The sequence below is a fragment of the Novosphingobium sp. genome (assembly GCF_020852455.1).
Lineage (GTDB): Bacteria > Pseudomonadota > Alphaproteobacteria > Sphingomonadales > Sphingomonadaceae > Novosphingobium.
In genome coordinates this window covers 62,572-86,988 of the sequence record NZ_JADZAT010000032.1, presented here as the reverse complement: position 1 = coordinate 86,988, position 24,417 = coordinate 62,572, and the positions used below count along the sequence as shown (strand labels likewise).

General features: G+C 65.1%; 19 protein-coding genes and 1 tRNA gene. 4 read left to right on the top strand and 16 right to left on the bottom strand.

What is annotated here, in order from left to right; genetic code table 11:
- Positions 1-6 precede the first annotated feature (6 nt).
- From IT549_RS14870 to sucC, 4 genes are all read right to left on the bottom strand, one after another.
- On the bottom strand, positions 7-927 hold the full coding sequence (locus IT549_RS14870) for a hypothetical protein (RefSeq protein WP_292974407.1): 921 nt from the start codon (positions 925-927) through the stop codon (positions 7-9).
- Positions 928-1,112: 185 nt separating this feature from the next.
- Positions 1,113-2,042: an electron transfer flavoprotein subunit alpha/FixB family protein gene (locus IT549_RS14865; protein WP_292974405.1), complete on the bottom strand. Its 930-nt coding sequence runs from the start codon at positions 2,040-2,042 to the stop codon at positions 1,113-1,115.
- 103 nt (positions 2,043-2,145) lie between these two features.
- On the bottom strand, positions 2,146-2,898 hold the full coding sequence (locus IT549_RS14860) for an electron transfer flavoprotein subunit beta/FixA family protein (protein WP_292974404.1): 753 nt from the start codon (positions 2,896-2,898) through the stop codon (positions 2,146-2,148).
- Between the two features lie 279 nt (positions 2,899-3,177).
- The gene (gene sucC / locus IT549_RS14855; RefSeq protein WP_292974402.1) at positions 3,178-4,374 is read right to left on the bottom strand and encodes an ADP-forming succinate--CoA ligase subunit beta; all 1,197 of its coding nucleotides are present in this window, start codon (positions 4,372-4,374) and stop codon (positions 3,178-3,180) included.
- Between the two features lie 160 nt (positions 4,375-4,534).
- On the opposite strand from sucC, the gene IT549_RS14850 reads away from it, so the two are divergent.
- Positions 4,535-5,314, top strand: a complete 780-nt coding sequence (locus IT549_RS14850; RefSeq protein WP_292974401.1) for a 3'(2'),5'-bisphosphate nucleotidase CysQ — start codon at positions 4,535-4,537, stop codon at positions 5,312-5,314.
- Between the two features lie 58 nt (positions 5,315-5,372).
- Here the strand turns inward: IT549_RS14850 and IT549_RS14845 are convergent, their stop codons facing one another.
- A complete protein-coding gene (locus IT549_RS14845) occupies positions 5,373-6,068 on the bottom strand; it encodes an OmpA family protein (RefSeq protein WP_292974400.1) in 696 nt (231 codons plus the stop codon).
- 131 nt (positions 6,069-6,199) lie between these two features.
- Between IT549_RS14845 and IT549_RS14840 the strand changes: the two genes are divergently transcribed.
- Positions 6,200-7,510 (top strand): hemolysin family protein, encoded by a 1,311-nt coding sequence (locus tag IT549_RS14840; protein WP_292974399.1) that lies wholly within the window; start codon positions 6,200-6,202, stop codon positions 7,508-7,510.
- Positions 7,511-7,709: 199 nt separating this feature from the next.
- Here the strand turns inward: IT549_RS14840 and IT549_RS14835 are convergent, their stop codons facing one another.
- The 11 genes from IT549_RS14835 to IT549_RS14785 all read right to left on the bottom strand — a co-directional run bounded on the left by IT549_RS14835 (position 7,710) and on the right by IT549_RS14785 (position 17,829).
- Positions 7,710-8,126 carry a DUF3035 domain-containing protein gene (locus tag IT549_RS14835; RefSeq protein ID WP_292974398.1) on the bottom strand — a complete coding sequence of 139 codons (417 nt, stop codon included), beginning with the start codon at positions 8,124-8,126 and terminating at the stop codon, positions 7,710-7,712.
- On the bottom strand, positions 8,126-8,650 hold the full coding sequence (gene lspA, locus IT549_RS14830) for a signal peptidase II (protein WP_292974397.1): 525 nt from the start codon (positions 8,648-8,650) through the stop codon (positions 8,126-8,128). The genes IT549_RS14835 and lspA overlap by 1 nt, the downstream gene beginning before the upstream one ends.
- Positions 8,647-11,532 (bottom strand): isoleucine--tRNA ligase, encoded by a 2,886-nt coding sequence (ileS, locus tag IT549_RS14825; protein ID WP_292974396.1) that lies wholly within the window; start codon positions 11,530-11,532, stop codon positions 8,647-8,649. The genes lspA and ileS overlap by 4 nt, the downstream gene beginning before the upstream one ends.
- Before the next feature lie 191 nt (positions 11,533-11,723).
- Positions 11,724-12,779, bottom strand: coding sequence for a glycerophosphodiester phosphodiesterase family protein (locus IT549_RS14820; protein ID WP_292974395.1), 1,056 nt, complete (start codon positions 12,777-12,779; stop codon positions 11,724-11,726).
- A complete protein-coding gene (locus IT549_RS14815; RefSeq protein WP_292974656.1) occupies positions 12,776-13,696 on the bottom strand; it encodes a bifunctional riboflavin kinase/FAD synthetase in 921 nt (306 codons plus the stop codon). Before IT549_RS14815 ends, IT549_RS14820 begins: the two co-directional genes overlap by 4 nt.
- A gap of 21 nt (positions 13,697-13,717) precedes the next feature.
- The gene (locus IT549_RS14810; RefSeq protein WP_292974394.1) at positions 13,718-14,914 is read right to left on the bottom strand and encodes a dipeptidase; all 1,197 of its coding nucleotides are present in this window, start codon (positions 14,912-14,914) and stop codon (positions 13,718-13,720) included.
- Positions 14,915-14,926: 12 nt separating this feature from the next.
- A complete protein-coding gene (locus tag IT549_RS14805) occupies positions 14,927-15,424 on the bottom strand; it encodes a dihydrofolate reductase (protein ID WP_292974393.1) in 498 nt (165 codons plus the stop codon).
- Between the two features lie 13 nt (positions 15,425-15,437).
- Positions 15,438-16,493 (bottom strand): 5-(carboxyamino)imidazole ribonucleotide synthase, encoded by a 1,056-nt coding sequence (locus IT549_RS14800; RefSeq protein ID WP_292974392.1) that lies wholly within the window; start codon positions 16,491-16,493, stop codon positions 15,438-15,440.
- Between the two features lie 10 nt (positions 16,494-16,503).
- The gene (gene purE / locus IT549_RS14795; RefSeq protein ID WP_292974391.1) at positions 16,504-16,983 is read right to left on the bottom strand and encodes a 5-(carboxyamino)imidazole ribonucleotide mutase; all 480 of its coding nucleotides are present in this window, start codon (positions 16,981-16,983) and stop codon (positions 16,504-16,506) included.
- A gap of 1 nt (position 16,984) precedes the next feature.
- A complete protein-coding gene (gene gpmA / locus IT549_RS14790) occupies positions 16,985-17,671 on the bottom strand; it encodes a 2,3-diphosphoglycerate-dependent phosphoglycerate mutase (RefSeq protein WP_292974390.1) in 687 nt (228 codons plus the stop codon).
- 11 nt (positions 17,672-17,682) lie between these two features.
- A complete protein-coding gene (locus IT549_RS14785) occupies positions 17,683-17,829 on the bottom strand; it encodes a hypothetical protein (RefSeq protein WP_292974389.1) in 147 nt (48 codons plus the stop codon).
- Positions 17,830-17,939: 110 nt separating this feature from the next.
- Between IT549_RS14785 and IT549_RS14780 the strand changes: the two genes are divergently transcribed.
- Positions 17,940-18,014 (top strand) — tRNA-Thr (locus tag IT549_RS14780).
- A gap of 320 nt (positions 18,015-18,334) precedes the next feature.
- On the top strand, positions 18,335-24,406 hold the full coding sequence (locus IT549_RS14775) for a putative Ig domain-containing protein (protein WP_292974388.1): 6,072 nt from the start codon (positions 18,335-18,337) through the stop codon (positions 24,404-24,406).
- Positions 24,407-24,417: the final 11 nt, after the last annotated feature.

Below are 24,417 nucleotides of genomic sequence, written 5' to 3'. Positions count from 1 at the left end.
AAGCCATCACCCGCCCCCTGCCGTGCGAACCCCGATCCGGCCCCCATTGGCAGCGGCCAGTGCGGTTCGTTCGGCCTTGCTGGCCAGTCCAAAGGCAGCGCGCCGATACAGATCGATCCGCGCGGCGCGCACCTCTTCCTCGTCCTCTGCGGCCTGCTCGATCCCGGCCAGTTCCTCATCGCTCAGCTCGCGTGCCCAGTCGCGCTCGATCGGGCGACCATAGCTGTCCTCGACCGGGTCGGCGTCGGGATCATAGGCGGCGATCACCTCGCCCTGCTGGTTGATCCAGAATTCCGCTCCGGTAAAGCCCTCGGGCGCGGGCCAGTTTGTCAGCCAGCGCTCGCCGGCCTCGTCCCACCAGTGATCGAACAGCCCGATCTCAAGCCGCTGGGCTTCATCGCTCGTCCGGCTGTCAGCCCCGGGCACGGCAGCGCGGGCTGCTTCCGGCTCGACCAGCGCCTCGCCGCGCTCGGCCCGGTCCAATGCCGCTTCCCAGTCCGCCGCAACCTCGGCAACCAGCGCGGGCGAAGCCAGCGCCGGTCCGGCCCGGTGGCCTGCCAGCAACGCCCGGTTCTGCGCGATCAGCGCCAGCAGCAGCCGGTTGTCGAAATGCCGCGTCTCGCCCACCAGCTCGCCGTGGTAATAGACCTGCCGCACCTCGCCCTCCAGCGCGCGGTCCCAGGCCACTTCGGTCAGATGCTCAACCGCCATGGCCCGCGCCGCGTCCCAGGCCTGGGCAAAGCCGCGCGCATCGGCGCGGCGGCGCAAGGCATAGGCGCTCTCGCGGCTCATCCCCACGTTCAGCGCGGCCTTGCTGACCGATCCGCAAGCGGCGAGCGCCTCAAGGAAATCCCGCTGGCGCTGCGCAGTCCAGCCATCATCGCGCTGGCGCAGGGGGACAAGTTGCTGATCGGGGGCAAGATCCATCGTCCGAAACTCCTGAGTCGGGGGTGCAGCCGGTCAGGATGACAGATCAGGGGGGTGTAGGAAAATGCGCCTCTGGGACGTCTTGGCGGCTCGCCGGTGGGTTAGTAACCGCTTGCCAGTTGGTTGCAAAAAGGGCCCCAATCGCTTGGGGCCCTCTTCAACTCAATGTGCGATTGGCGCCTTGATCAAAGCTTGCCGGTCAGTTCCGGCACCGCGTTGAACAGGTCGGCGACCAGGCCGATGTCGGCGACCTGGAAGATCGGCGCGTCCTCGTCCTTGTTGATCGCGATGATGGTCTTCGAATCCTTCATCCCCGCAAGGTGCTGGATCGCGCCTGAGATGCCGACCGCGACATAGACTTCGGGGGCGACGATCTTGCCGGTCTGGCCGACCTGGAAGTCGTTGGGGACATAGCCCGCATCGACCGCCGCACGGCTCGCGCCGACTGCCGCGCCCAGCTTGTCGGCCAGCGGGAAGATGGTCGCCTTGAAGGTATCGGCATCCTTGAGCGCGCGGCCGCCCGAGACGATGATCTTGGCGCTGGTCAGTTCCGGACGCTCACTCTTGGCGATTTCCGAACCGACGAAGCTGCTGGTCCCGGCATTGCCCGGGCCCGAAACGGCCTCGACTGCGCCCGAACCGCCGCTGGCTTCGGCCTTGGCGAAGGCGGTGCCGCGCACGGTGATCACCAGCTTGGCATCGCTCGATTCAACCGTGGCGATGGCGTTGCCGGCATAGATCGGACGGGTGAAGGTCTTGGGACCTTCGACCGAAAGGATGTCCGAGATCTGCATGACATCGAGCAGCGCAGCGACGCGCGGGGCGACGTTCTTGCCGGTGGTGGTGGCGGGCGCCACGAAGGCATCGTGATCGGCCATCAGGCCGGCCACCAGCGGCGCGACGTTTTCGGCCAGCGCATTGGCATAGGCGGCGTCGTCAGCCAGGTGGACCTTGCCCACGCCGGCGATCTTGGCGGCTTCGGCGGCAACCCCGGCGCAGCCCGCGCCAGCGACCAGCAGATGCACTTCACCCAGCTGCGAGGCGGCAGTGACGGCGGCCAGGGTGGCGTCCTTGACCGAGGCGTTGTCGTGTTCGACCCAAACGAGAGTTTTCATTTCAACTTCCTTCCAACCGGACTCCGTTCGCATCGAGCGAAGTCGAGATGCCTCGCGCTGTGTCTCGACTTCGCTCGACACGAACGGAGGTGGGTGAGTGGTCTTAGGCTACGCCCATTTCCTTGAGCTTGGCGACGAGGGCGTCCACGTCGGCCACCTTGATCCCGGCGCTGCGCAACGGCGGTTCGCTGACCTTGAGGGTCTTGAGGCGCGGGGCAATATCGACCCCGTAGTCACCCGGCGCCTTGGTGGCGAGCGGCTTGGACTTGGCCTTCATGATGTTCGGCAGCGAGGCATAGCGCGGTTCGTTAAGGCGCAGGTCGGTGGTGACCACCGCCGGCAGCGCCAGCTTGACCGTTTCCAGACCGCCATCGACTTCGCGCTTCACCACCACCGAATCGCCTTCGACCGAGACTTCGTTGGCGAAGGTGCCCTGCGGGCGGCCCATCAGCGCGGCGACCATCTGGCCGACCTGGTTCGAATCGTCGTCGATCGCCTGCTTGCCGGTGATGATCAGGCTGGCGCCTTCTTCCTCGGCCACGCCCTTGACCACCTTGGCGACGGCCAGCGGCTCGACTTCGACGCCGTCATCGACCTGGACGAGCACGGCGCGGTCAGCACCCATGGCCAGTGCGGTACGCAGCGTTTCCTGGGCCTTGGCCGGGCCGACGCTGAGCGCGACGATCTCGGTCACGATGCCCTTTTCCTTGAGGCGGATCGCTTCTTCGACGGCGATTTCGTCGAAGGGGTTCATGCTCATCTTGACGTTGGCGAGATCGACGCCGGTGCCATCGGACTTGACCCGCGGCTTGACGTTATAATCGATCACGCGCTTCACGCAGACCAGGGCTTTCATCGGTTCCAGACCTTTCCCAGCAAATGCTGCCCAGTGAACGGATTTCGGGGGCGGCATAGTTGTCGTTTACGTAAACGTCAACCCGGTCAAATTGAGTCCCGGCTGACGGCGTAGCGCCAACCGCCATTGCCGCGCGTGTCCTTGCGGTCAAGTCGAGTTTGCTCATGCTTTGCAGCAAAAATGCTACAGATCGCGCCGCGCAATGCGAAAGGGCCGACCCACCGGGCCGGCCCTCTGCAAGAAGCAGTCGATCCGGACGCGTCCGGAGCGGTTTTCCGATCAGGCCGCCTTGCGCACTTCCGCCACGATCTTCTGGGCGGCATCGCCCAGGTCGCTGGCCGAAACGATCGGCAGGCCGCTGCCTTCGAGGATCTGCTTGCCGAGCTCGACATTGGTGCCTTCAAGGCGGACCACCAGCGGAACCGAAAGGTTCACTTCCTTGGCTGCGGCGACGATCCCTTCGGCGATGATGTCGCACTTCATGATCCCGCCGAAGATGTTGACGAGGATGCCCTTCACCGCCGGATCCTGCAGGATGATCTTGAACGCCGCGGTGACCTTTTCCTTGCTGGCGCCGCCACCAACGTCGAGGAAGTTCGCGGGGAATTCGCCGTTCAGCTTGATGATGTCCATCGTCGCCATGGCCAGGCCCGCGCCGTTGACCATGCAGCCGATGTTGCCATCAAGCTTGATGTAGGCGAGGTCATACTTGCTGGCTTCGATCTCGGCCGGGTCTTCCTCGGTCTCGTCGCGCATCGCCATGACTTCGGGGTGGCGGTAGAGCGCGTTCGAATCGAAGCTCATCTTGGTGTCGAGCACCATCAGCTGGCCGTCGCATTCGGCCAGCGGGTTGATTTCGATCATCGCGCAGTCCAGCGCCACGAAGGCGTCGAACAGCTGCTTGCCCAGCACCTGCGCCTGCTTGGCCAGATCGCCCTTGAGCTTGAGCCCGAAAGCCAGCGCGCGGCCGTGGTGCGGCATGAAACCCTGCGCCGGATCGATCGTGATGGTGACGATCTTTTCCGGGGTGTCATGGGCAACGTCCTCGATGCTCATCCCGCCTTCGGTCGAGGCGATCATCGCGATCCGCCCGGTGGCGCGATCGACCAGCATCGAGAGGTAGTATTCCTTGCCGATATCGACCCCGTCGGTGATGTAGAGCCGGTTGACCTGCTTGCCGGCGTCGCCGGTCTGGATCGTCACCAGGGTATTGCCCAGCATGTCCTTGGCGTGGGCTTCGACTTCCTCGAGGCTCTTGGCGAGGCGAACGCCGCCCTTGGCGTCGGGGCCCAGTTCCTTGAACTTGCCCTTGCCGCGCCCGCCGGCGTGGATCTGGCTTTTCACGACATAGAGCGGCCCGGGCAGGGCCTTGGCGGCCTCGACCGCTTCGGCCACGGTCATCGCGGGGATGCCCTTGGGGATGGCGATGCCGAACTTGGCGAGCAGTTCCTTGCCCTGGTACTCGTGAATGTTCATCAGGAAGTCTCCAGCCTGGGGGAGGGGAGGGGCGTGCGGCCCATTGTGCGGTGCCGCATAAGCACAGCGGGCAGGGCTTGAAAAGACCCTGAAAGCCCCACTAGGGTAGAAATATGAACGCCAGTTGCGAGCCATTCTCAATTACCGGAAAAGCCAGGGCTTGATCGATCGTGCGCGCCTTGAAGCGATCGTGCGCGCGGCCGGGCGGATCGCGCTCGATACCTGGCCGGGGCATGGCCATGCGCTCGAAAGCTGGGACAAGGGGGGCGACAGTCCGGTCAGCGCGGCGGACCTGGCGGTGGACAGCTTCCTCAAGCGCGAACTGGGCGCGCTGCTGCCGGCGGCGGGCTGGCTGTCGGAAGAAACCGTCGATGCGCCCGAACGGCTCGATGGCGGGCTGATCTGGCTGGTCGATCCGATCGACGGGACGCGCGACTTCATCCGCGGCCGCACCGGCTGGGCGGTGTCGGTTGCGCTGGTCAGCGCCGGGCGGCCGCTGCTGGGAATACTCGACGCCCCGGCGCGCGGTGAATTCTGGAGCGGCGAGGCCGGGCAGGGTTCATGGCGCAACGGCCAGCGGCTGGTCGCCTCGCGCCGCGCCGAATTGCCGGGTGCGCGGGTGCCGGCCCATGCCCTGCCCAAGGCCGACTCCGATCTCACCCCGGTCGATCAGCCCAATTCGATCGCGCTGCGCATGGCGTTGGTCGCGGCTGACGAGGCCGATCTGGTTGCGACGCTGCGCTGGGGTTACGAATGGGACATCGGCGCCGCCGCGCTGATCGCGCGCGAGGCGGGGGCGGCGGTAACCGACGCCTTCGGCCAGCCGCTGGCCTACAACAAGCGCGATCCGCGCGCCTTTGGCGTGCTGGTAAGCTCGCCGCTGATCCATGCAGCGGCGGTCGAGCGGCTGGCGGGCCGGGCCAGGGAACTGGCGGGCTGATACGAAAAGAGGCCCGCCCTTGCAGGCGAGCCCCTTGGCATCGATCCCGTGAGGACGATCAGCTGCCGGCGCGCGCGGCGTTCACTTCTTCCTGGGTGATCGGCACGATCTTGATTTCCACCCGGCGGTTCTTGGCCCGGCCTTCGGGCGTATCGTTGGTGGTCACCGGCATGGTTTCACCAAAGCCCTGGCTGCGCAGCCGCGCGGCGGGCACGCCCTTGGAGACGAGGTAGTTCATCACCGTGCGCGCGCGGTTTTCCGACAGCGTCTGGTTGTAGGCATCGCTGCCGGTCGAATCGGTGTGGCCATAGACGTCAACCAGGCTGTCGGGATATTCGAGCAGGCTCTGCGCAACCTGATCCAGCGTGGTGCGGAATTCGGGCTTGAGCGTGTAGGAGCCGACATCGAAGGTGACGCCGTCGGGCAGGTTGACCAGGATCGCCTTGCCGCCATCGGTTTCGGTCACGTCAACGCCCGAACCGGCGGTCTTTTCCTTAAGCGTCTTGATCTGCTGGTCCATCTTGTAGCCGACCACGCCGCCGGCCACGCCGCCGATCCCGGCGCCGACGATGCGCCCGGTCTTGCCACCGATCAGCCCGCCCAGCAGGCCGCCAACCACAGCGCCGCCGACGCCGCCGATTGCGGTTCGCGAAACTTTCTTTTCACCGGTGTTCGGATCGGTGACGCAGGCCGAGGTCGCGAGCAGCGCGGTGGCGGCCATTGCCGAAGTGAGCCAACGGGTCTTTGTCTTCATCTTCTGTCCCCTTCTCCAGGTTTGGTTTGTATTAACCCTAAACCCTTGAACCTGAATGGGAGCTTCACCGCACTGATGTCAATCAAATGTCTGCTTTGGCCTTGTGGGACGTTTCTGCTATCGGATGGGCCGTGAACCCGTTCCCCCTTACCGACGTGCTGATCATTGCGGCGCTGATCCTGCTTAACGGCCTGTTTTCGATGTCGGAACTGGCAATCGTTTCGGCGCGCACCGCGCGGCTGCGTCTGCTGGCCGAGCAGGGCAATGCCGGAGCCCGCAAGGCGATCGAGCTGGCCGCCGATCCGGGGCGGTTCCTGTCGGCAGTGCAGATCGGGATCACCCTGGTCGGGATCATCGCGGGTGCCTATTCGGGCGCCAGCCTGGGCGGTCCGACGGGTGAGCGGCTGGCCATGCTGGGCGTGCCCCAGCGGTGGGCGCCCGAGGCCGGGTTCGCGCTGGTGATCGCGCTGACCACCTATTTCAGTCTGGTGGTGGGTGAGCTGGTGCCCAAGCAACTGGCGCTCAGGGCCGCCGAGCGAATCGCGGTGATCGCGGCAATTCCGATTTCCATGGTGGCGCGGATCACGGCTCCCTTCGTCTGGCTGCTTGACCGGTCGAGCGAGTTGCTGCTGCGGCTGACCGGGGTGACCCACAGCGGCGATCACGCGCTGACCGCCGAGGAATTGCAGATGGTCTTCGCCGAAGCGACCCGTTCGGGCGTGATCGAGGAAGACGAGCGCCAGATCATGACCGGGATCATGCGGCTGGCCGACCGCCCGGTGCGCGAACTGATGACCCCCCGGACCGAACTCGACACGATTGACCGCAAGGCCAGCGAGGACGAGGTGCGCGCCGCGATCAAGCATTCGCCGCATTCGCTGCTGCCGGTGGCCGATGGCAGCCCGGACAACATTGTCGGCGTGGTCAAGGTCAAGGACGTGCTGGCCGCGCTGCTGGCCGGTCGCAAGGTCCAGCTGACCCGGCTGATGCGCAAGGCCGAAATCATTCCCGACCAGCTTGATGCGATGGATGCGCTGCGGATGATGCAGCAAAGCGAAGTGTCGATGGCGCTGGTCCACGACGAATACGGCCACCTTGAAGGCGTGGTTACCCCGGCCGACCTGCTGGCGGCGATCGTCGGCAATTTCGCCAGTTACCAGGACGAGGGCGATGCGCCGCTGCTGGTCGAGCGCGAGGACGGATCGCTGCTGCTGGCCGGCGCGCTGCCGGCTGATGCGCTGATCGACCGGCTGGGGCTGGACCTGGCCGACGACCGCGATTTTGCCACTGCCGCCGGCTATGCCCTGTCGGTGTTCAAGAAGCTGCCCTGCGAGGGCGAATACTTCCACGACCAGGGCTGGCGGTTCGAAGTGGTCGATATGGATGGCCGCAAGATCGACAAACTGCTGGCGAGCCGCGAGGCGAGCAGCGAAGGCGAGTAAGGTTCACCCGAAGAACCGAAGCTGGCGTGCTGCGCCGCAGGCGAAACTTTATCCATCGACCTTGCCGCGCAATCTGGCGGCAGAACGGCAAGCGGCTTCGCCGCGGACGAGACATCTTCGTGTCTTCGTGTGAACCAAATCAAAAAAGGGAGCCCGCCAACTGGTGAGCCCCCTTGTGAACTTCACACTGAAAGCGGGTTCAGTTGCCGCCGACCGAAGTGGTGGCTTCGCGGCCGTCACCCTGCGGGGCGGCGACGATGTCGCGGGCGACTTCGCCCTTGTCGACGGTGTTGGTCGCCGGATCACCCACGGTCGAACGGATCGCCGGGGCGGCTGCACCGGCCTTGCCGCCAACGCTGGTTTCCACGCCCGAGCGCGGCTGCGGCGCACCGAACAGCGCGCTCTGCGCCTGCTGGGCGGTGCTGGTGTCGGTCGGCCGCGGCGCGCCGGGGGCGGGCGGGACCAGGCTGAAATCGGGCGGGATCACCAGCGGCGCCTGGCGCTGGACCGCGAATTCATCGGGGCGCTGGCGGTTGAACAGCCCGCCACCGCCGCAGCCCGCCAGGAGCAGGGCCGAAGTGGTTACAAGCATCACACCGGTCATCTTACGCATCATTAATTCTCCGTCGCGGGCGCGCCCGCATCTGTGGCCTGCTTTTCGCGGATAAGGAAGCTGCGGGCAAGGATAATCACCACCCCGATGGTGATCGCTGCATCGGCCAGGTTGAAGACCAGAAACGGGCGGAAGTCACCAAAATGCAGGTCGGCATAGTCAATCACGTGGCCGAACTTGAACCGGTCGCGGATATTGCCCAGCGCGCCGCCCAGCACCATGCCCAGCGGCACGATGTCACCCAGCTTCTTTTCCTTGAGCAGCCAGATGAATACCACCAGCGCGATTGCCGCAGTCAGCGCCACCAGACCCCAGCGCATTTCCATCGATTCGGCGGTGAGCATGCCCAGCGACACGCCATAGTTGGACGTGCGGGTGAGGTTGAAGATCGAATTGATCACGATCTGATCGCCATCGCTGTTCAGCCCCAGCGGCACGGTCACCCACCACTTCACCGCCTGGTCGGCGACAAAGAGCAGTGCGGCCAGCACCAGGCCGATCAGGCGATTGCGGGACGTCAGGGTCATGCCGCGCCGTCCATGCCGCTCACAACCTGATCGCAGCGTGAACAAAGCGCGCCGTCTTCCTCTACCTCGGGCAGGTGCCGCCAGCAGCGGCCGCATTTGTGGTGGGTGGTGCGGGTGACATTCCAGTCCGGACCCGTCGTTACATCGGATGCGATCAGCAGTTCCTGCCAATCAACATCACCCAGATCGACCGGCAGCGTTACATTCGCTTCCAGACTGGACCCAAGCACCTTCTCGCGCCGCAAAGGTTCAATGCGTTCATTGACCAGCGAACGCGTGTTGCGGAGTAGCGTCCACTTCTCAACCAGTTCGTCGCCCCGGACTTGATCCGGGGCTTGGCTTTCTTCCGCTGCCGTCACCGAAGAAGAGCCCAGGCCCGTGTCAAGCACGGGCTGACGGTCAGGGGCGGAGGAGGGCAGCACCGGCCATTCCAGCAAATGCACCGACCCCGCATCGGGGAAGCGCGTGCCCCACACTTCCTCACTGGTGAACACCAGCACCGGTGCGGCCCAGCGGACCAGTGCGTGGAACAGCGTGTCGAGCACCGTGCGGTAGGCCATCCGCTTGGGATCGGTCGGCGCGTCGCAATAGAGGCAGTCCTTGCGCACATCGAAGAAGAACGCGGAAAGGTCCTCGTTGCAGAAGTCGGTCAGGGTGCGGACATAGGTGTTGAAGTCGAACGTCTCGACCGCTTCGCGCAGGCTCACGTCCATCCGGGCCAGCAAGGCCAGGATGTAGCGTTCCAGCTCGGGCATCGCCTCGGGCGCGACGCGTTCGGCTTCGCCGAAGCCGTCCAATGCGCCCAGCAGATAGCGGAAGGTGTTGCGCAGCTTGCGATACTGGTCCGAAACCCCTTTCAGGATTTCGTCACCGATCCGGTGGTCTTCGGTGAAATCGACCGACAGCGCCCACAGCCGGATGATATCTGCGCCATAGGTTTCCATGACCTTGATCGGGTCGACCGTGTTGCCCAGGCTCTTGGACATTTTCATGCCCTTCGAATCCATGGTGAAGCCGTGGGTCAGGATCCGGTCATAGGGCGCGCGGCCGCGCGTGGCGCAGCTTTCCAGCAGTGACGACTGGAACCAGCCGCGATGCTGGTCAGAGCCTTCGACATAGATGTCGGCCGGCCACGACAGGTCGGGCCAGCGGTCGCTCTCCAGCACATAGGCATGGCTGGTGCCCGAATCGAACCAGACGTCGAGAATGTCGCTGACCGCTTCCCATTCGTCCGGGTTGTAGGCGTCGCCCAGGAAGCTGTGCGCGGTTTCGGGTGTCCAGGCGTCGATGCCCTGTTCGCGCACGGCGGCGACGATCCGTGCGTTGACTTCGGGATCGATCAGATAGTCGCCGCTCTTGCGGTTGACGAACAGCGTGATCGGCACGCCCCAGGCGCGCTGGCGGCTGAGCACCCAGTCGGGCCGTCCGGCAACCATCGACCCGATCCGGTTGCGGCCCTTGTCGGGGGTGAACTGGACCCGCTCGATTTCGGCGAGGGCAGTGTCGCGCAAGGTGCGGCCATCGGCGAGCGGCTTGTCCATCGGCACGAACCACTGCGGGGTGCAGCGATAGATCACCTTGGCCTTGGACCGCCACGAATGCGGGTAGGAGTGCTGGTAGTCGGCGCTGGCCGCCAGCAGGCCCCCGGCTTCGCGCAGGTCCGTACAGATCGGCCCGTCGGGCGCGTTGAACTTGGGATTGATGACCGAGCCTTGCCCGCCCAGCCATGGCCAGTCCTCACGGTACTTGCCATCGCCTTCGACCGCGAACTTGGGGTTTAGGCCATTGGCCTTGCACAGCTCGAAATCGTCCTCGCCGTGATCGGGCGCCATGTGGACCAGACCCGTGCCGCTGTCGGTGGTGACGAAGTCCCCCGGCAGGAACGGCCGCGGCTCGGCAAAGAACCCGCCGAGGTGGTGCATCGGGTGGCGGGCGACGGCTCCCAGTAGCGCCTCAGGCTTGAGGTAAAGCTCTTGATCGACAATCGCGAATTGCCGTTCAGACTGATCTTTGAGCCAGTCTGGACCGAGCCATCGCACCGCAAACGCTTCAACCAATTCATCTGCGACGATGTACGGCGTATCGCCGACATATAGCCGACGATATTTAATGTCCGGGCCATAAGCGATCGCCTGATTAGTTGGAATCGTCCACGGGGTCGTTGTCCATATGACAGCGTAGCCTCCAACCAGGCTCGGATCGTTGGGACACTCGACAATCTCAAATGCCACGTCGATCTGCGTCGAGACAATATCCTCATACTCGACCTCGGCTTCGGCCAGCGCGGTCTTTTCGACCGGGGACCACATCACCGGCTTGGCCCCGCGATAGAGCTGGCCGCTGGTGGCGAACTTCAGCAGTTCGGCCACGATCGTCGCCTCGCTCTCGGCCTGCATGGTCAGGTACGGGTTGTCCCAATCCGCCATCACCCCCAGCCGCTTGAGCTGTTCGCGCTGCACATCGACCCAGTGCTGGGCATAGGCGCGGCATTCGGCGCGGAATTCGAGCAGCGGCACCTCGTCCTTGTTCTTCTTGGCCTTGCGGTACTGTTCCTCGACCTTCCATTCGATCGGCAGGCCGTGGCAATCCCAGCCCGGAACATAGGGCGCGTTCTTGCCCAGCAGGTTCTGGGTGCGGCAGACCATGTCCTTGATCGTGTGGTTCAGCGCGTGGCCGATGTGCATGTCGCCGTTCGCATAGGGCGGGCCGTCATGGTACATGAAGGTCTCGCGCCCCCGGCGCGCATCGCGCAGCTGTTCGTACAGCTTTTCCGCTTCCCAGCGCGCGGCAATCGTCGGCTCCTTCTGGGGGAGGCCGGCCTTCATGGGGAACTCGGTCTTCGGCAGGAAGACGGTGTCTCGATAGTCGCGCGCTTCAGTCATAGCGCGCGGGCCTTAGCGGGGGACCGGGCTTAGCGCAATTTTTTGGTTCACACGAAGACACCAAGAGGTTGTGGTGTGCCGCAGGCATATCGCCTGACTTCAGCCTTGCGGTCTGTTCAACGCAGCAGTTCGAATGCGGCTTCGCCGCTTGCGCTACATCTTCATGTCTTCGTGTCTTCGTGTGAACCCCATCACTCCCGCGCCGTGCGGCGCTTTTGCAGGGCGTCCTGCAATTCCTTCTCCTCGCGCGGGTTGCGCTTGCCGAAGGCGGGGCGGACTGCCGGGCCGACTGCGCGGATGTCTTCCACCCAGACATAGCCGGTGAACCCGGCCGGGATCTGGCGGATCTGCTCGGGCAGATCGAGCCCCAGCCCGCCCGGCCCATCCTGCGGGCCGGCGATGATGATCCGCGCGCCGACCGCGTCCATGCGTTTGACCAGCCGGTTGGGCCAGCCCGCGAACAGCCATTGCCGGTTGAGCGGGATGATCAGCGTGCCGCCCCGGCACGCCTCGGGGGTCAGCGCCAGCCAGCCCTGCAGCGCATAGGCCTTGGTGCAGGCCTTGGCGCTTTCCTTGCTGAACACCCAGGCGCGCGGCAGCAACTGGCGGATCCGCGCGATCGGACCCTGTTCGGTACCGCCATAGAAGCCATCGCCGCGCGCCACCGGATCGCGCCCCGCCGCCCTGAGCGCGGCGAACAGCAGGTCGGCTTCGGCCGGGTCCTGGCTCTTGAAATTGAACAGCAGCGGACGATCGGGAAAGGCCGCCAGCACTTCGGACAGTTCGGGGATCAGCCCCACGCCCTTGCCGCGCAGCGGGAAGGTCTTGCCGCCATCGGCGCTGTAGCCATAGCCGGCGTCGAGCGCCTTGAGCTCGGCCATGGTCGCATCGCGGACATTGCCCTTGCCATCTGTGCGGCAATCGAGCGTCCAGTCGTGGAACACTGCCAGCTTGCCATCGCGGGTCGGGGCGATGTCGAGCTCGATCATCTGCGCGCCGTTGCGGACCGCCTGGCCCATCCCGGCCAGGGTGTTTTCCAGATAGTCGTGGCTGGGGGCCTCGATCCGCGTGGCGGTGCAGGTATCGCGCTCCAGCCCGTCGTGGCTGAACAGCTGGTAGGTGCCGCGATGCGCGATCAGCTTGATATAGCCCCGGGGACTGTCGGCCAGCCACGAGGCGTTGACGAACGACAGGGCCAGAAAGGCTATCGCCAGCACCAGCGCGACGCGCTTGATCCAGATTTTCAACCCAGCAGCTCCCTGGCCTTGAGGCAATCGCGCTCCATCTGCGCGGTCAGTTCTTCGAGTGAATCGAACTTTGCCTCGGGCCGCAAGTAATGATGCAGCGCGACTTCGATTTCCTGCCCGTAAAGATCGCCCGACCAGTCAAAGAAATAGGGCTCGAGCAGTTCGATCGGCGGATCGAAACTGGGCCGGATTCCCAGGTTGGCCGCGCCGTGCACCACCGTACCGCCGGGCAGCACCGCAGTGACGGCATAGATCCCGTAACGCGGGCGCAGATAGCTGCCCAGGTCAAGGTTGGCGGTGGGATAGCCGATCGAGCGGCCCAGCTTGGCGCCGTGCTGCACCGTGCCGCGGATCGCGAAGGGGCGGGTCAGCAGGTGCGTGGCAGCGCCGCAATCGCCATCCTTCAGCGCCTCGCGGATCCGGCTTGAGGAAACCACTTCGCCGTCCTCGCTGACCGGACCCACCGCGCGCGCGGCCAGGCCCTTTTCCGCGCCCAGGGTCTTGAGCACGCCGACATTGCCGGCGCGACCCTTGCCAAAGGTGAAGTCTTCACCGGTCACCACCCCAGCCGCGCCCAGCTGCCCGGCCAAAAGGTCAATGAACTGTTCGGCCGTGGTTGCGGCCAGCGCGGCGTCGAACCGGAACACCAGCATGGCATCGGCCCCGGCCCCGGCAAACAATTCCTCCCGCTGGTCGAGCGTGGTCAGCCGGAACGGCGGGCTTTCCGGCGCGAAAAAGCGGACCGGATGCGGATCAAAGGTGGCGACGATCCCTGGGCGCCCCTCGCTGCGGGCCCAGTCCAGCGCTTCGCCCACCACCGCCTGGTGGCCCCGGTGGAAGCCATCGAAATTGCCCAGCGCGACAATCGCGCCGCGCAGGCTTTCGGGCGTGACTTCGCGGGCATCAAGCCGGACGATTCCCATTACCGCAGGTCCATCTCAGCCGCGCTTGTAGTCCTTGCGCCATTCGGCATAGGGCAGCATGCCCTGGCGGATCACGCGCAGCGCATTGCCGCCCATCACCGCGCGGATCTCTTCGGGCCGGAAGCCTTCATCAAGCAGCGCCTGGGTGATCTGGGCCAAATGGCTGGTATCGAAACGCACCGTGGTCGCGCCGTCATAGTCGCTGCCCAGCGCAACGAAATCGATCCCGACCAGATCGCGGACGTACTTGATCGATCTCGCGATCGAGCGCGGGCTGGTGTCACAGACCGCCGCATCCCAATAGCCGATCGCGATCACCCCGCCGGTGCGCGAAATGCCGCGAATTTCATCGTCATTGAGGTTGCGGTTGACCTTGCACACCGCCTGGACCCCGCCGTGACTGGAAACCACCGGACGGCGCGCCATCTTGAGCACTTCGGCAACGCACTGGCGGCTGCAATGGGCCACATCGACGATCATTCCCAGGTCTTCCATCCGGGTAACGACCTGCCGGCCCAGCGGGGTCAGCCCGCCCTTTTGCATGCCGTGCATCGAACCCGCCACTTCGTTGTCGAAGAAATGGGTCAGCCCGGCCATGCGGAACCCGGCTTCGTACAGCTTGTCGAGGTTGCCGATCTTGCCTTCAAGGTTCTGCAGCCCCTCGATCGACAGCAAGGCGCCAACCGGCCCGCCCGGCGCGGCGCGCGCGGCCAGCAACTGGTCCAGCCCATAGCGGTTGGTGACCTTGCGCAGCATCCCGTTCGACAGCGAAACCGACACGTCGAGCTTGTGCGAATGGTAAAGCGAACGCTCAAACGGCGAGAACCAGGTCTTGCGCGGCTGGCCCTGCGCGATCAGCAGCGCGGGCAGGACATCCGAATCCGATGAATTGGCATCGTAGTTGAGCCCCTTGGGGGTCTTCGAAACCGACGAGAACACCTGCAACGCGACATTGCCCTTGACCAGCCGGGGCAGGTCTTCATGGCCGCGATTGCTCTTTTCGGTCAGTTCGCGGTCCCACATCAGGGTGTCGGAATGCAGATCGACCACATTGAAGCTCTGGTGCAGGGCCAGGGCTTCGGGACTGACCTCGATCAACGGCTGGCCGTCGATCCGGTTCATGCCCGATTCCATATAGGCCGGCACCACGCGGTAGAAAACCAGCGCGGCGAAGGCGATCGTGACCAGCGGCATCCAAAAACGCTTGCGCATGACTATCCCCCGTTACCCGGCCGGTTTACGCACCAGAGTGACGAAATCAAAGGCCGGATTGCGTCCCTCGGCGGGATGGGCCTCGCGAAAGGTTTCGATCCAGTCGGCACGGTCGAACGGCGGAAAGCGCGTGTCGCCTGCGGGCGCGGCATGGACTTCGGTCAGCTCGATCCGGTTGGCGCGGTGGAGGAACAGGCGATAGATCTCGGCTCCGCCGACCACGGCGATGTGCGGTGAATTGGCAAGATTGAGCGCGTCTTCCAGCGAGTGGGCCAACTCGGCCCCCTCCTCGCTCCAATCGCGATCGCGGGTCAAAACGATGTGCCGCCGCCCCGGCAGCAGCCCCGGCAGCGATTCGAAAGTCTTGCGCCCCATCACCATCGGGTATCCCATGGTCAGCGCCTTGAACCGCCTGAGGTCGGCCGGGATGTGCCAGGGCAGGGTGCCATTGCTGCCGATCACACCGTTGGACCCGATCGCAACCGCAAGGAACACTTCAGATCGCGTCAAAGTCCGGGCCCCTTCACAGCATCAGCCGGGTAACGTGGCCCATCTTGCGCCCGGGCCGGGCAGCGGCCTTGCCATAGAGGTGCAGGTGATTGGCCGGATCAGACAGGATCGCCGACCAGTCTTCGGCCGCATCGCCAACCACATTGCGCATTTCGACCGCCCGCGCCGCCAGCCGGGTATCGCCCAGCGGCAGGCCGCAGACCGCGCGCACATGGTTTTCGAACTGGCTGGTGATGGCGCCCTCGATCGTCCAGTGGCCCGAATTGTGCACGCGGGGCGCCATTTCGTTGAACACCGGGCCGTCCTCGGTGGCGAAGAATTCGAACGCCGCCACCCCGACATAGCCCAGCGCATCGGCCACCTTGCGGGCCAGCGCGCGCGCTTCCTCGACCTGGGCCAGCACTGTTGCAGAGGCGGGGACACGCGACAGGGCCAGGATACCGTTTTCGTGGACGTTCTCGGCGCTGTCCCAGAACGCCACCTGGCCGTCCTGCCCGCGCGCCAGGATCACGCTGAATTCGGCCGAAAAATGCACGAAACCTTCGAAGATCATCGGCTGGCCGCCCAGCGCGATCCCCTCGGCCTCGTGATCGTACATGATCCGGTGCTGGCCCTTGCCGTCATAGCCTTCGCGGCGGGTCTTGAGGATCCCGGGCGATCCGATCACGGTCAGGGCCTCGTCAAGATCCTCGGCTGTATCGACTGCCAGGAACGGCGCGGTGCGGCCACCCAATTGCGCGACGAACTGCTTTTCGTTCAGCCGGTCCTGCGCCACTTCAAGCGCGCGGGCACTGGGGAAAAGCGGCACCTGGCCCAGCGCCTTGAGCGGGCCGACCGGCACATTCTCGAACTCATAGGTCACCACCGCGCAGTCGGCAGCAAAGCGCGCCATGGCTGCGGCATCATCCCAGGCGGCGCGGGTGTGCGCGGCGCAGACCTCGGCAGCAACGCTATCGGCCTCGGGGGCATAGACGTGGCAGCGATAGCCCAGCTGCGCCGCCGCCTTGGCCAGCATCCGGCCCAGCTGCCCGCCGCCCAGAATGCCGATGGTTTCGCCGGGAGGGATCATCTGGGTTCCTTCAGCTTGGCCGCTGGGCGACGCTGGCGGTCTGCGCGGCGCGGAATTCCTTGATCCGCTGGGTCAGCGCCGGATCGTTCAGCGCCAGGATCGAAGCGGCCAGCAGCCCGGCATTGGTCGCCCCGGCTTCGCCAATCGCCAGGGTGCCAACCGGAACCCCGGCGGGCATCTGCACGATCGAAAGCAGGCTGTCCTGACCGCTCAGCGCCTTCGACTGCACCGGCACGCCCAGCACCGGCAGGTGGGTCATGCTGGCGACCATGCCCGGCAGGTGGGCGGCGCCGCCGGCCCCGGCGATGATCACCTGAAAGCCTTCAGCGGCCGCACCTTCGGCGAATTCGACCAGCCGCTGCGGGGTGCGGTGCGCCGAAACGATCCGCGCATCGTGCGCCACGCCCAGCTTGTCGAGCGCTTCGGCGGCGCGGCTCATCGTCGGCCAGTCCGACTGGCTGCCCATGATGATGGCGACCGGTGCGCCCATCTCAGCGCTCCGCCAGATAGTAACGCTCAAGCGCGTTGAGATTGTCGTCGAGCTCATAGACGATCGGCTGGCCGGTCGGGATCTCGAGCCCGGTGATCTCGGCATCGGAAATGCCCGACAGATGCTTGACCAGCGCGCGCAGCGAATTGCCATGCGCGGCGACCAGTACCACTTCGCCGGCCTTCAGCGCCGGGGCAATCGTGCTTTCATAATAGGGCAGCACCCGCGCGATGGTGTCCTTGAGGCTTTCGGTGCTGGGGATCGCGATCCCGGCGTACCGCGGATCGGCCTTGAGATCGAATTCGGACCCGTCTTCCAGCACCGGCGGCGGGGTGTCGAAGCTGCGGCGCCAGATCTTGACCTGTTCATCGCCATGCCTGGCCGCGGTCTCGGCCTTGTCGAGCCCGGTCAGGCCGCCATAGTGCCGTTCGTTGAGCCGCCAGTCCTTGATCTCGGGGATCCACAGCCGCCCGGCCGTTTCCAGCGCATGGTGCAGCGTCTTGATCGCACGGGTCTGGAAACTGGTGAAGGCCAGGCTGGGCAGCATGCCCTTGGCTTTCAGCAATTCGCCCGCGGCGCGCGCTTCGGCCACGCCCTTGTCGGTCAGGTCAACATCCCACCAGCCGGTGAAGCGGTTTTCCAGGTTCCATTGGCTCTGGCCGTGGCGAACGAGAATCAGGCGCGGCAAGGTAGGCTCCCTCAGCTGTCAGGAGCATCGCCCCCTAGCGACTTGCCGCCGCTTTGGGAAGCAGCCTCGCGCGACTGGGCCTTGCGGCGCTTCAGGTTCTCGCGCAGCTTTGCGGCCAGGCGCTCTTCGCGCGACAGGGGCGGGACTTTTTCACGCATTGGCAATTGTTGCGCGCTATCAGGCGTCCCGCTTGACAAAGCAAGGGGGTGCGGCCAATAGCGCGCCCCTGCCCCCGGCCCAGCGCCGTGGCGGCCAGACGGAATGGTGTGCTGCTGTAGCTCAGTGGTAGAGCGCATCCTTGGTAAGGCTGAGGTCGGGAGTTCAATCCTCCCCAGCAGCACCATTCCTACCCATCCCCATCCCGTCGAAACCCCTGAATTTGTGGGGATTCCGTCGTCAAGTCCGGTGAAGAACCGGTACATCCACGGAATTGCAGATTGCTTGACTGTGTGCCAGTCTGCTGTCCGGGCAAGGGGTCGCATCCGGATAGAGGCCTGGGCGCATTGATCGCGCCGAATGCAGAAGTGTTGGCCTGCTGGCGTCCTTGGTGATGCGGGCAGATCGCAACAGGTGGGGATGCGAATGCAATTTGCTCGAGTGGTTTCGTCGGGTGCGAAGCGTGCAATTTTGGCGCTGGCGCTGCTCGTGGCATCTATGCTGGCAATGGCAAGCCCTGCTCTGGCGGTGGGGGTGCCATCGACCTATGCTGGCTGCGCGACCCGCAATGTCACCGTGGCGAATGGCGGAACCGTCACGGTTGACCTTTCTACCTGCCACTTCTTTGGCCTGGGTGTCGTATCAACCGCCCCGGCCCACGGCACTGCAACGCCAGTGGGTTCCCCGACCCATTCATATGCCTATGCCCACAATGGCGATAGCGCGACGTCCGATACCTTTGTCGTGCTGGATGACAACAGTGACTTCATCACGATCAACGTGACGATCACGCCTGCCGCTTCGCCCATTACCGTTGCGCCCGGATCGCTTAACGCGATGACTGCCGGGACCTTTTTCAGCCAAACCCTGACCTCGAGCGGCGGCACCGGGCCCTATTCCTACACGCTGCAATCAGGCACCTTGCCGCCGGGCATCGGCCTGGCAAGCAATGGCACGCTTAGCGGCACGCCAACCCAGCGTGGCAGCTACGCGTTCACCGTTCGGTCAACTGATTCGACCTCGCCCACCGCGCAGTTCGTGGACAAGGGTTATACCGGCACGGTCCAGACCCCCGCCTTATCCCTTGCTTCGAATGCGGGATCAGCCGTCCAGGGCATAGCCTTTTCGGCAACGCTTTCGACCAACGGCGGGGTCGCACCCTATTCCTACCTGCTTGAAACCGGCAGCTTGCCTGCCGGAATCACGCTGAGTCCGTCCGGGACGCTGGCTGGCACCACCAGCGCGGCTCCGGGCAATTATCCGGTTACCATCCGGGTCACCGATTCCAGCACCGGCCCCGGATCCTATTTTGAACTCGAGAGCTATACGTTGACGGTCCTGGCCGGGCACACATCGGTGCTGTGCACAGCCAAGACGGGAACCGTAAGCAATGGCGGCACCGTTACGATCGATGTGACCAACTGCGCCACCAGCATCGGGTTCGCCGGGATTGGTGCGGTCGATGGCCCGACTCTTCCGGCTCATGGGGCGGCGACGCTAAGAATTTCAGGCTCACAATGGCTCGTCGACTACAGCCACAATGGCGATAGTGCGACCAGCGATGTATTCGAATTTACCGATGGAACAATCGCCGGCAATACCGTTCGCGTAACGATCACGATTACCCCGTCGGCATCGCCGATCACGGTGACGCCAGGATCCCTGCCAGCGATGACCGCCGGCGCGGCATTTTCTCAAACACTCACGTCGTCGGGTGGACTGGCGCCTTATACCTATAGCCTGCAGGCCGGAGCATTGCCTCCTGGCATCACTCTTTCGAGCGGCGGCACGCTTAGCGGCGCGCCGACCCAGCGCGGAGCCTACAGCTTTAGCGTCCGGGCGACGGATTCGACCTCGCCCACCGCACAGTTCGTGGACAAGGGTTATACCGGGACGGTTGCCAATCCCACGCTGACCCTGACGACCAGTACGATCAACCTGGTGGTGAACCAGCCGGCTTCAAGCCAGCTTGTCACCAATGGCGGCGTGGCGCCCCACGTCTATGCCACAGAACCGCCCGGTGCGCCGATGCCGTTTGGCCTCAGCCTGGCCAGCAACGGACTGATCACCGGCACGCCAACCACCGCCGGGTCATCCACCGTGCAGCTGCGGGTGACCGATGCCAGCTCGGGGCCGGGCAGCTATTTCGAAGTCGAAACGCTGACGATCAATGTGATCAATGCGCCTTCGGCGTCGATCGCGCTCACCCCGGCTTCGGTGTCCGAGGACGGCGCTACCAACCTGACCTATACCGTCACGCTCAGCTCTGCGGCCGGGTCGGCGACGACTGTCAATCTGACCACTGCCGGAACCGCAACCGCGGGGACCGACTATACCGGCAATGTCGCCAGCGTGACGATCCCGGCGGGATCGACCACCGCCACCGTGGTGATCAACCCGTCGGTTGATGGCACCGTCGAACCGGATGAGACGGTCACCCTGATCGTGGCCGCAGGCAGCGGATATGTGGTCGGCGGGACGTCTTCGGCGACCGGCACGATCCTCAACGACGACGTGCCCTCGGCGACGATCAGCGCTTCGCCCGCCGCAGTTGCCGAAGACGGCGCGCCGAACCTGATCTATACGGTCACGCTCAACCAGGCCGCCTTTGGCGCGATCTCGCTCAACTATACCATCGGCGGCACGGCCGCGAACGGGACCGACTATGCGACGATCGCCTCGCCGCTGGTCATCCCGGCCGGTAACACCACCGGGACGATCACCGTCAACCCCACCGCCGATACCGCGATCGAGGCTGACGAAACCGTTACCCTGACGCTGGCGGCGGGTACCGGCTACACCGTGGGTGTGCCCAATTCGGCCACCGGCACGATCCTCAACGACGATCTCCCGAACCTGACGATCAACGACGTCACGATCTCGGAAGGCAATTCCGGCGTGACCAATGCGGTCTTCACCGTCAGCCTGTCGGCTCCGGCCGGTCCGGGCGGCGTTACCTTCAATATCGCCACGGCCAATGGCTCGGCAAGCGCGGCGAGCGGTGACTATGTGGCCAGCTCGTTTACCGGGCAGACGATTCCCGCCGGGTCGAGCACCTATACCTTCACGGCTCAGATCAACGGCGACACCCTGGCCGAGCCGAACGAAAGCTATTTCGTCAACGTGACCGGGGTGGTCAACGCGGTTGTGGTTGACGGCCAGGGGGTCGGCACGATCGTTAACGACGATGCGCAGCCCACGGTGTCGATCAACGATGTATCGCTGGTGGAAGGCAACAGCGGCACCACCAATGCGGTGCTCACCGTTTCGCTCTCGGCCCCCAGCGGGCAAACCATCACAGTCAACTATGGCACTGCGGATGGCACGGCTTCGAACCCGAACGATTATACCCAGACCGCTGGTCTGCTGACATTCGCACCGGGGCAGACCACCCAGACCATTACGGTACCGGTTCTGGGTGAAACTCTGCCGGAAGCCAACGAGACCTTCTTCGTCAACCTGTCTGCCGCCATCAATGCGACGATGGCGGACAATCAGGGCCTGGTAACGATCCAGAACGATGACGTTCCGGTCACTGTCTCTCCGGCCTCGATCCCCAATGGCCAGGTCGGCACTGCCTATAGCCAGACGCTGACCGCATCGGGCGGAACCCCCGGCTATAACTTTATGGTGACCGCAGGTGCGCTCCCGGCCGGGTTCACGCTGGAGGCAAACGGCGTGCTCGGTGGCATTCCCACGGCTGGCGGCACCTTCAACTTCACGATCACCGCCAATGACGCCTCGGCCTCCCCCGGACCCTATACCGGTAGCCAGGCCTATACGCTGACAATCAGCCCGGCGGCCGTCAGCCTGGCTGGAGCAGCGCTGGCGAACGGTCTGGTCTCGACGCCCTATTCGGCCTCGATCCCGGCCGCCAGCGGGGGCACTGCGCCCTACAGCTATGCGGTCACCGCCGGAGCGCTGCCGACGGGCCTGAACCTGAACTCCGCCACCGGAGCGATCACGGGGACGCCGGGCGCGATCGGAACCTTCAACTTCACCGTCACCGCCACCGATTCCAGCACCGGAACCGGGCCTTACAGCGCTTCGCAGGCCTATTCGATCGAGGTCCTGGGGCCGCCGATTGCCAGTGCCGTAACGATCACGGTTCCATACAACGCCGCCGCGAGCAATGTCGCGCTGGCGCTCAGCGGCGGGGCGGCGACCAGCGTCGCGGTTGCCACCGCGCCCAGCCACGGCACTGCCATCGCCAGCGGCACGAGCATCACCTATCAGCCGACCCCGGGCTATGCCGGGCCTGACAGCTTTACCTACACCGCCAGCAACGTCTCGGGCACTTCGGCCCCCGCCACAGTGACGGTCACAGTGCAGAACCCGGTGATCACCATCACCCCGGCGGGCGGTTTTGCAGCCAGTGCGATGGCGCCCTACAGCAACACCTTCACCTTCAACGGCGGCGCCCAGCCGTTCAGCGGCTATCAGGTCACCAACCTGCCCGCCGGGCTGACGGTTACCGGCACCACTGCCAATTCGGTGACCATCTCAGGCACGCCGACCCAGGTCGGCACTTTCAACCTCAATGTCTCGGCCACCGATTCGAGCACCGGCAACGGGCCCTTCACGGTGGGCCAGGCCTTCTCGCTGACCGTGGCGGGGCCGACCCTCAGCATGACCCCGGCTCCGGGGACGCTGAACCCCAGCTATGGCACCGCCTATTCGCAGACCTTTGTCGCAGTCGGCGGGAGCGGGAACTACAGCTATGTGCTGACGGGGTCCTTGCCGACTGGGCTGACTATGGCATCGAATGGAACGCTGTCAGGCACGCCCACCGCGCCCGGCGTCTATCCGGTCACGGTGACCGCCACCGACCAGGGTCTGACCGGGGTCGGGGCTCCGTTCACCATCGCCCAGAACTATACGCTGACTGTGGCCGCGCCGACCATCGTGGTCACGCCTGCGGTCGTTCCCGGGGCGACGGCTGCAAGCAATTACAGCCAGCAGCTGACTGCCAGTGGCGGGGTTGGTCCTTACAGCTTCACGCTCTCCTCAGGGGCGCTGCCGCCGGGTATGAACCTGGGCGCAACCGGACTGCTGGGCGGGGCGCCCACGGCTTCGGGGACCTTCAACTTCACCGTCCGCGCCACCGACAACTTCGGCCAGTCCGGGCAGCAGGCCTATACCCTGCAGGTCGCGGCGCCGGTGCTGACGATCAACCCGGCCACCTTGCCGGCGGCCAACATGGGGATCGCCTATAGCCAGACCGTGGTGGCCAGTGGCGGCAACGCGCCCTACAGCTATGCGGTGACTGCCGGGTCACTGCCGGCCGGGCTGGGGCTTAACACCACCACCGGCGCGATCACCGGCACACCGACGGTCAGCGGCACCTTTGCCGTGACGATCACCGCGACCGACAGCACCGGCGGCACCGCCGGGACCGGGTCGCGGGCCTATACCTTCTCGGTCATCGCGCGGCCGGATCCGGCAAACGATCCCGAAGTGCGCAGCATGGTTGAGGGCCAGGCCGTGATTGCCCGCCGTTTTGCCGATGTGCAGATCGAAAACTTCCAGAACCGGCTCCAGCAGCTCCACAAGCCGGGCCCGCTGAGCGTCTCGAACGGGATGCGGCTGGCGGCGACCACATCGCTGTGCCGCGACATGCAGATCCGCAACTCGATGCCGGAATGCGGTTTCGATGGCCGCGGCCCGCTGCTCAAGACCAACGACACGGCACCTGGCGGAGCGGCCCATGCCGGTCCGACCGGGTCAACCGCGCCGGGCGATGAAGGCCGGATCGGGGTCTGGACTGCAGGCACGATCCGCTTCGGCGACCGCGATGCGACAACCGGGCGCCCCTCGTACGAGTTCCTGACCCAGGGGCTGTCGATGGGGGTTGACCGCCGCTTTGGCGAAAGCCTGACGGCGGGTGTCGGTCTGGGCTTCGGGCATGAACGCCAGGATCTGGGCGACAACGGCTCGCGGATTTCCGCCTCGAGCCAGTCGGTGGTCGGCTATGCCAGCCACCGGATCACTCCCGAAGTGTTCGTTGACTGGCTGGCCGGATACCAATGGATCGACTTTGGCCTGCGCCGTTACATCACGTCAACCGGCGGTACGGTCGATTCCAACCGCAAGGGTCACCAGTGGTTCGCCTCGGTCAGCGCCACTGCGGACTTCAATCGTGAAACCTGGCGGTTCGCGCCCTACCTGCGGCTCGATCTGGCGCGCGGCAATCTGGGGGCCTATGTCGAATACAGCGGTTCGCTGTTCGATCTGAGCTTCCTTGACCAGAACGTCGATTTCACCGCGCTGTCGGTCGGCGGGGTCTACCAGCACCACTTCGCGCTCAGCCGCGGGCGGTTCTCGCCCAAGGTGCGGATGGAATACCAGCGCGATCTGCAGGGCGATTCCTTCGCCCGGGTCGGCTATGCCAACCAGGCGGTTTCCCAGTTCTCGACCATCACCCTCAACGGCTTTGACCGTGACCGGTTCCTGGTCGGGGCGGGCGGTGAGCTTGAGTTGGGATCAAGCCTGCTGATCGATCTTGAGTACACCTACCGCACCGGGTCCGACATGCTGGGCGACAACGCCGTGCGCGCCGGAGTGCGGCTGCGGTTCTGATCTGCAGGGGG

Coding starts and splice junctions, on each gene's coding strand:
- IT549_RS14835 (WP_292974398.1), bottom strand. CDS start 8,126: ATGATGCGTAAGATGACCGGTGTGATGCTTGTAACCACTTCGGCCCTG.
- IT549_RS14860 (WP_292974404.1), bottom strand. CDS start 2,898: ATGAAAGCCCTGGTCTGCGTGAAGCGCGTGATCGATTATAACGTCAAG.
- sucC (WP_292974402.1), bottom strand. CDS start 4,374: ATGAACATTCACGAGTACCAGGGCAAGGAACTGCTCGCCAAGTTCGGC.
- purE (WP_292974391.1), bottom strand. CDS start 16,983: ATGGGCGCACCGGTCGCCATCATCATGGGCAGCCAGTCGGACTGGCCG.
- ileS (WP_292974396.1), bottom strand. CDS start 11,532: ATGACTGAAGCGCGCGACTATCGAGACACCGTCTTCCTGCCGAAGACC.
- lspA (WP_292974397.1), bottom strand. CDS start 8,650: ATGACCCTGACGTCCCGCAATCGCCTGATCGGCCTGGTGCTGGCCGCA.
- IT549_RS14845 (WP_292974400.1), bottom strand. CDS start 6,068: ATGAAGACAAAGACCCGTTGGCTCACTTCGGCAATGGCCGCCACCGCG.
- IT549_RS14800 (WP_292974392.1), bottom strand. CDS start 16,493: ATGATCCCTCCCGGCGAAACCATCGGCATTCTGGGCGGCGGGCAGCTG.
- IT549_RS14810 (WP_292974394.1), bottom strand. CDS start 14,914: ATGCGCAAGCGTTTTTGGATGCCGCTGGTCACGATCGCCTTCGCCGCG.
- IT549_RS14785 (WP_292974389.1), bottom strand. CDS start 17,829: ATGCGTGAAAAAGTCCCGCCCCTGTCGCGCGAAGAGCGCCTGGCCGCA.
- IT549_RS14870 (WP_292974407.1), bottom strand. CDS start 927: ATGGATCTTGCCCCCGATCAGCAACTTGTCCCCCTGCGCCAGCGCGAT.
- IT549_RS14865 (WP_292974405.1), bottom strand. CDS start 2,042: ATGAAAACTCTCGTTTGGGTCGAACACGACAACGCCTCGGTCAAGGAC.
- IT549_RS14775 (WP_292974388.1), top strand. CDS start 18,335: ATGGCAAGCCCTGCTCTGGCGGTGGGGGTGCCATCGACCTATGCTGGC.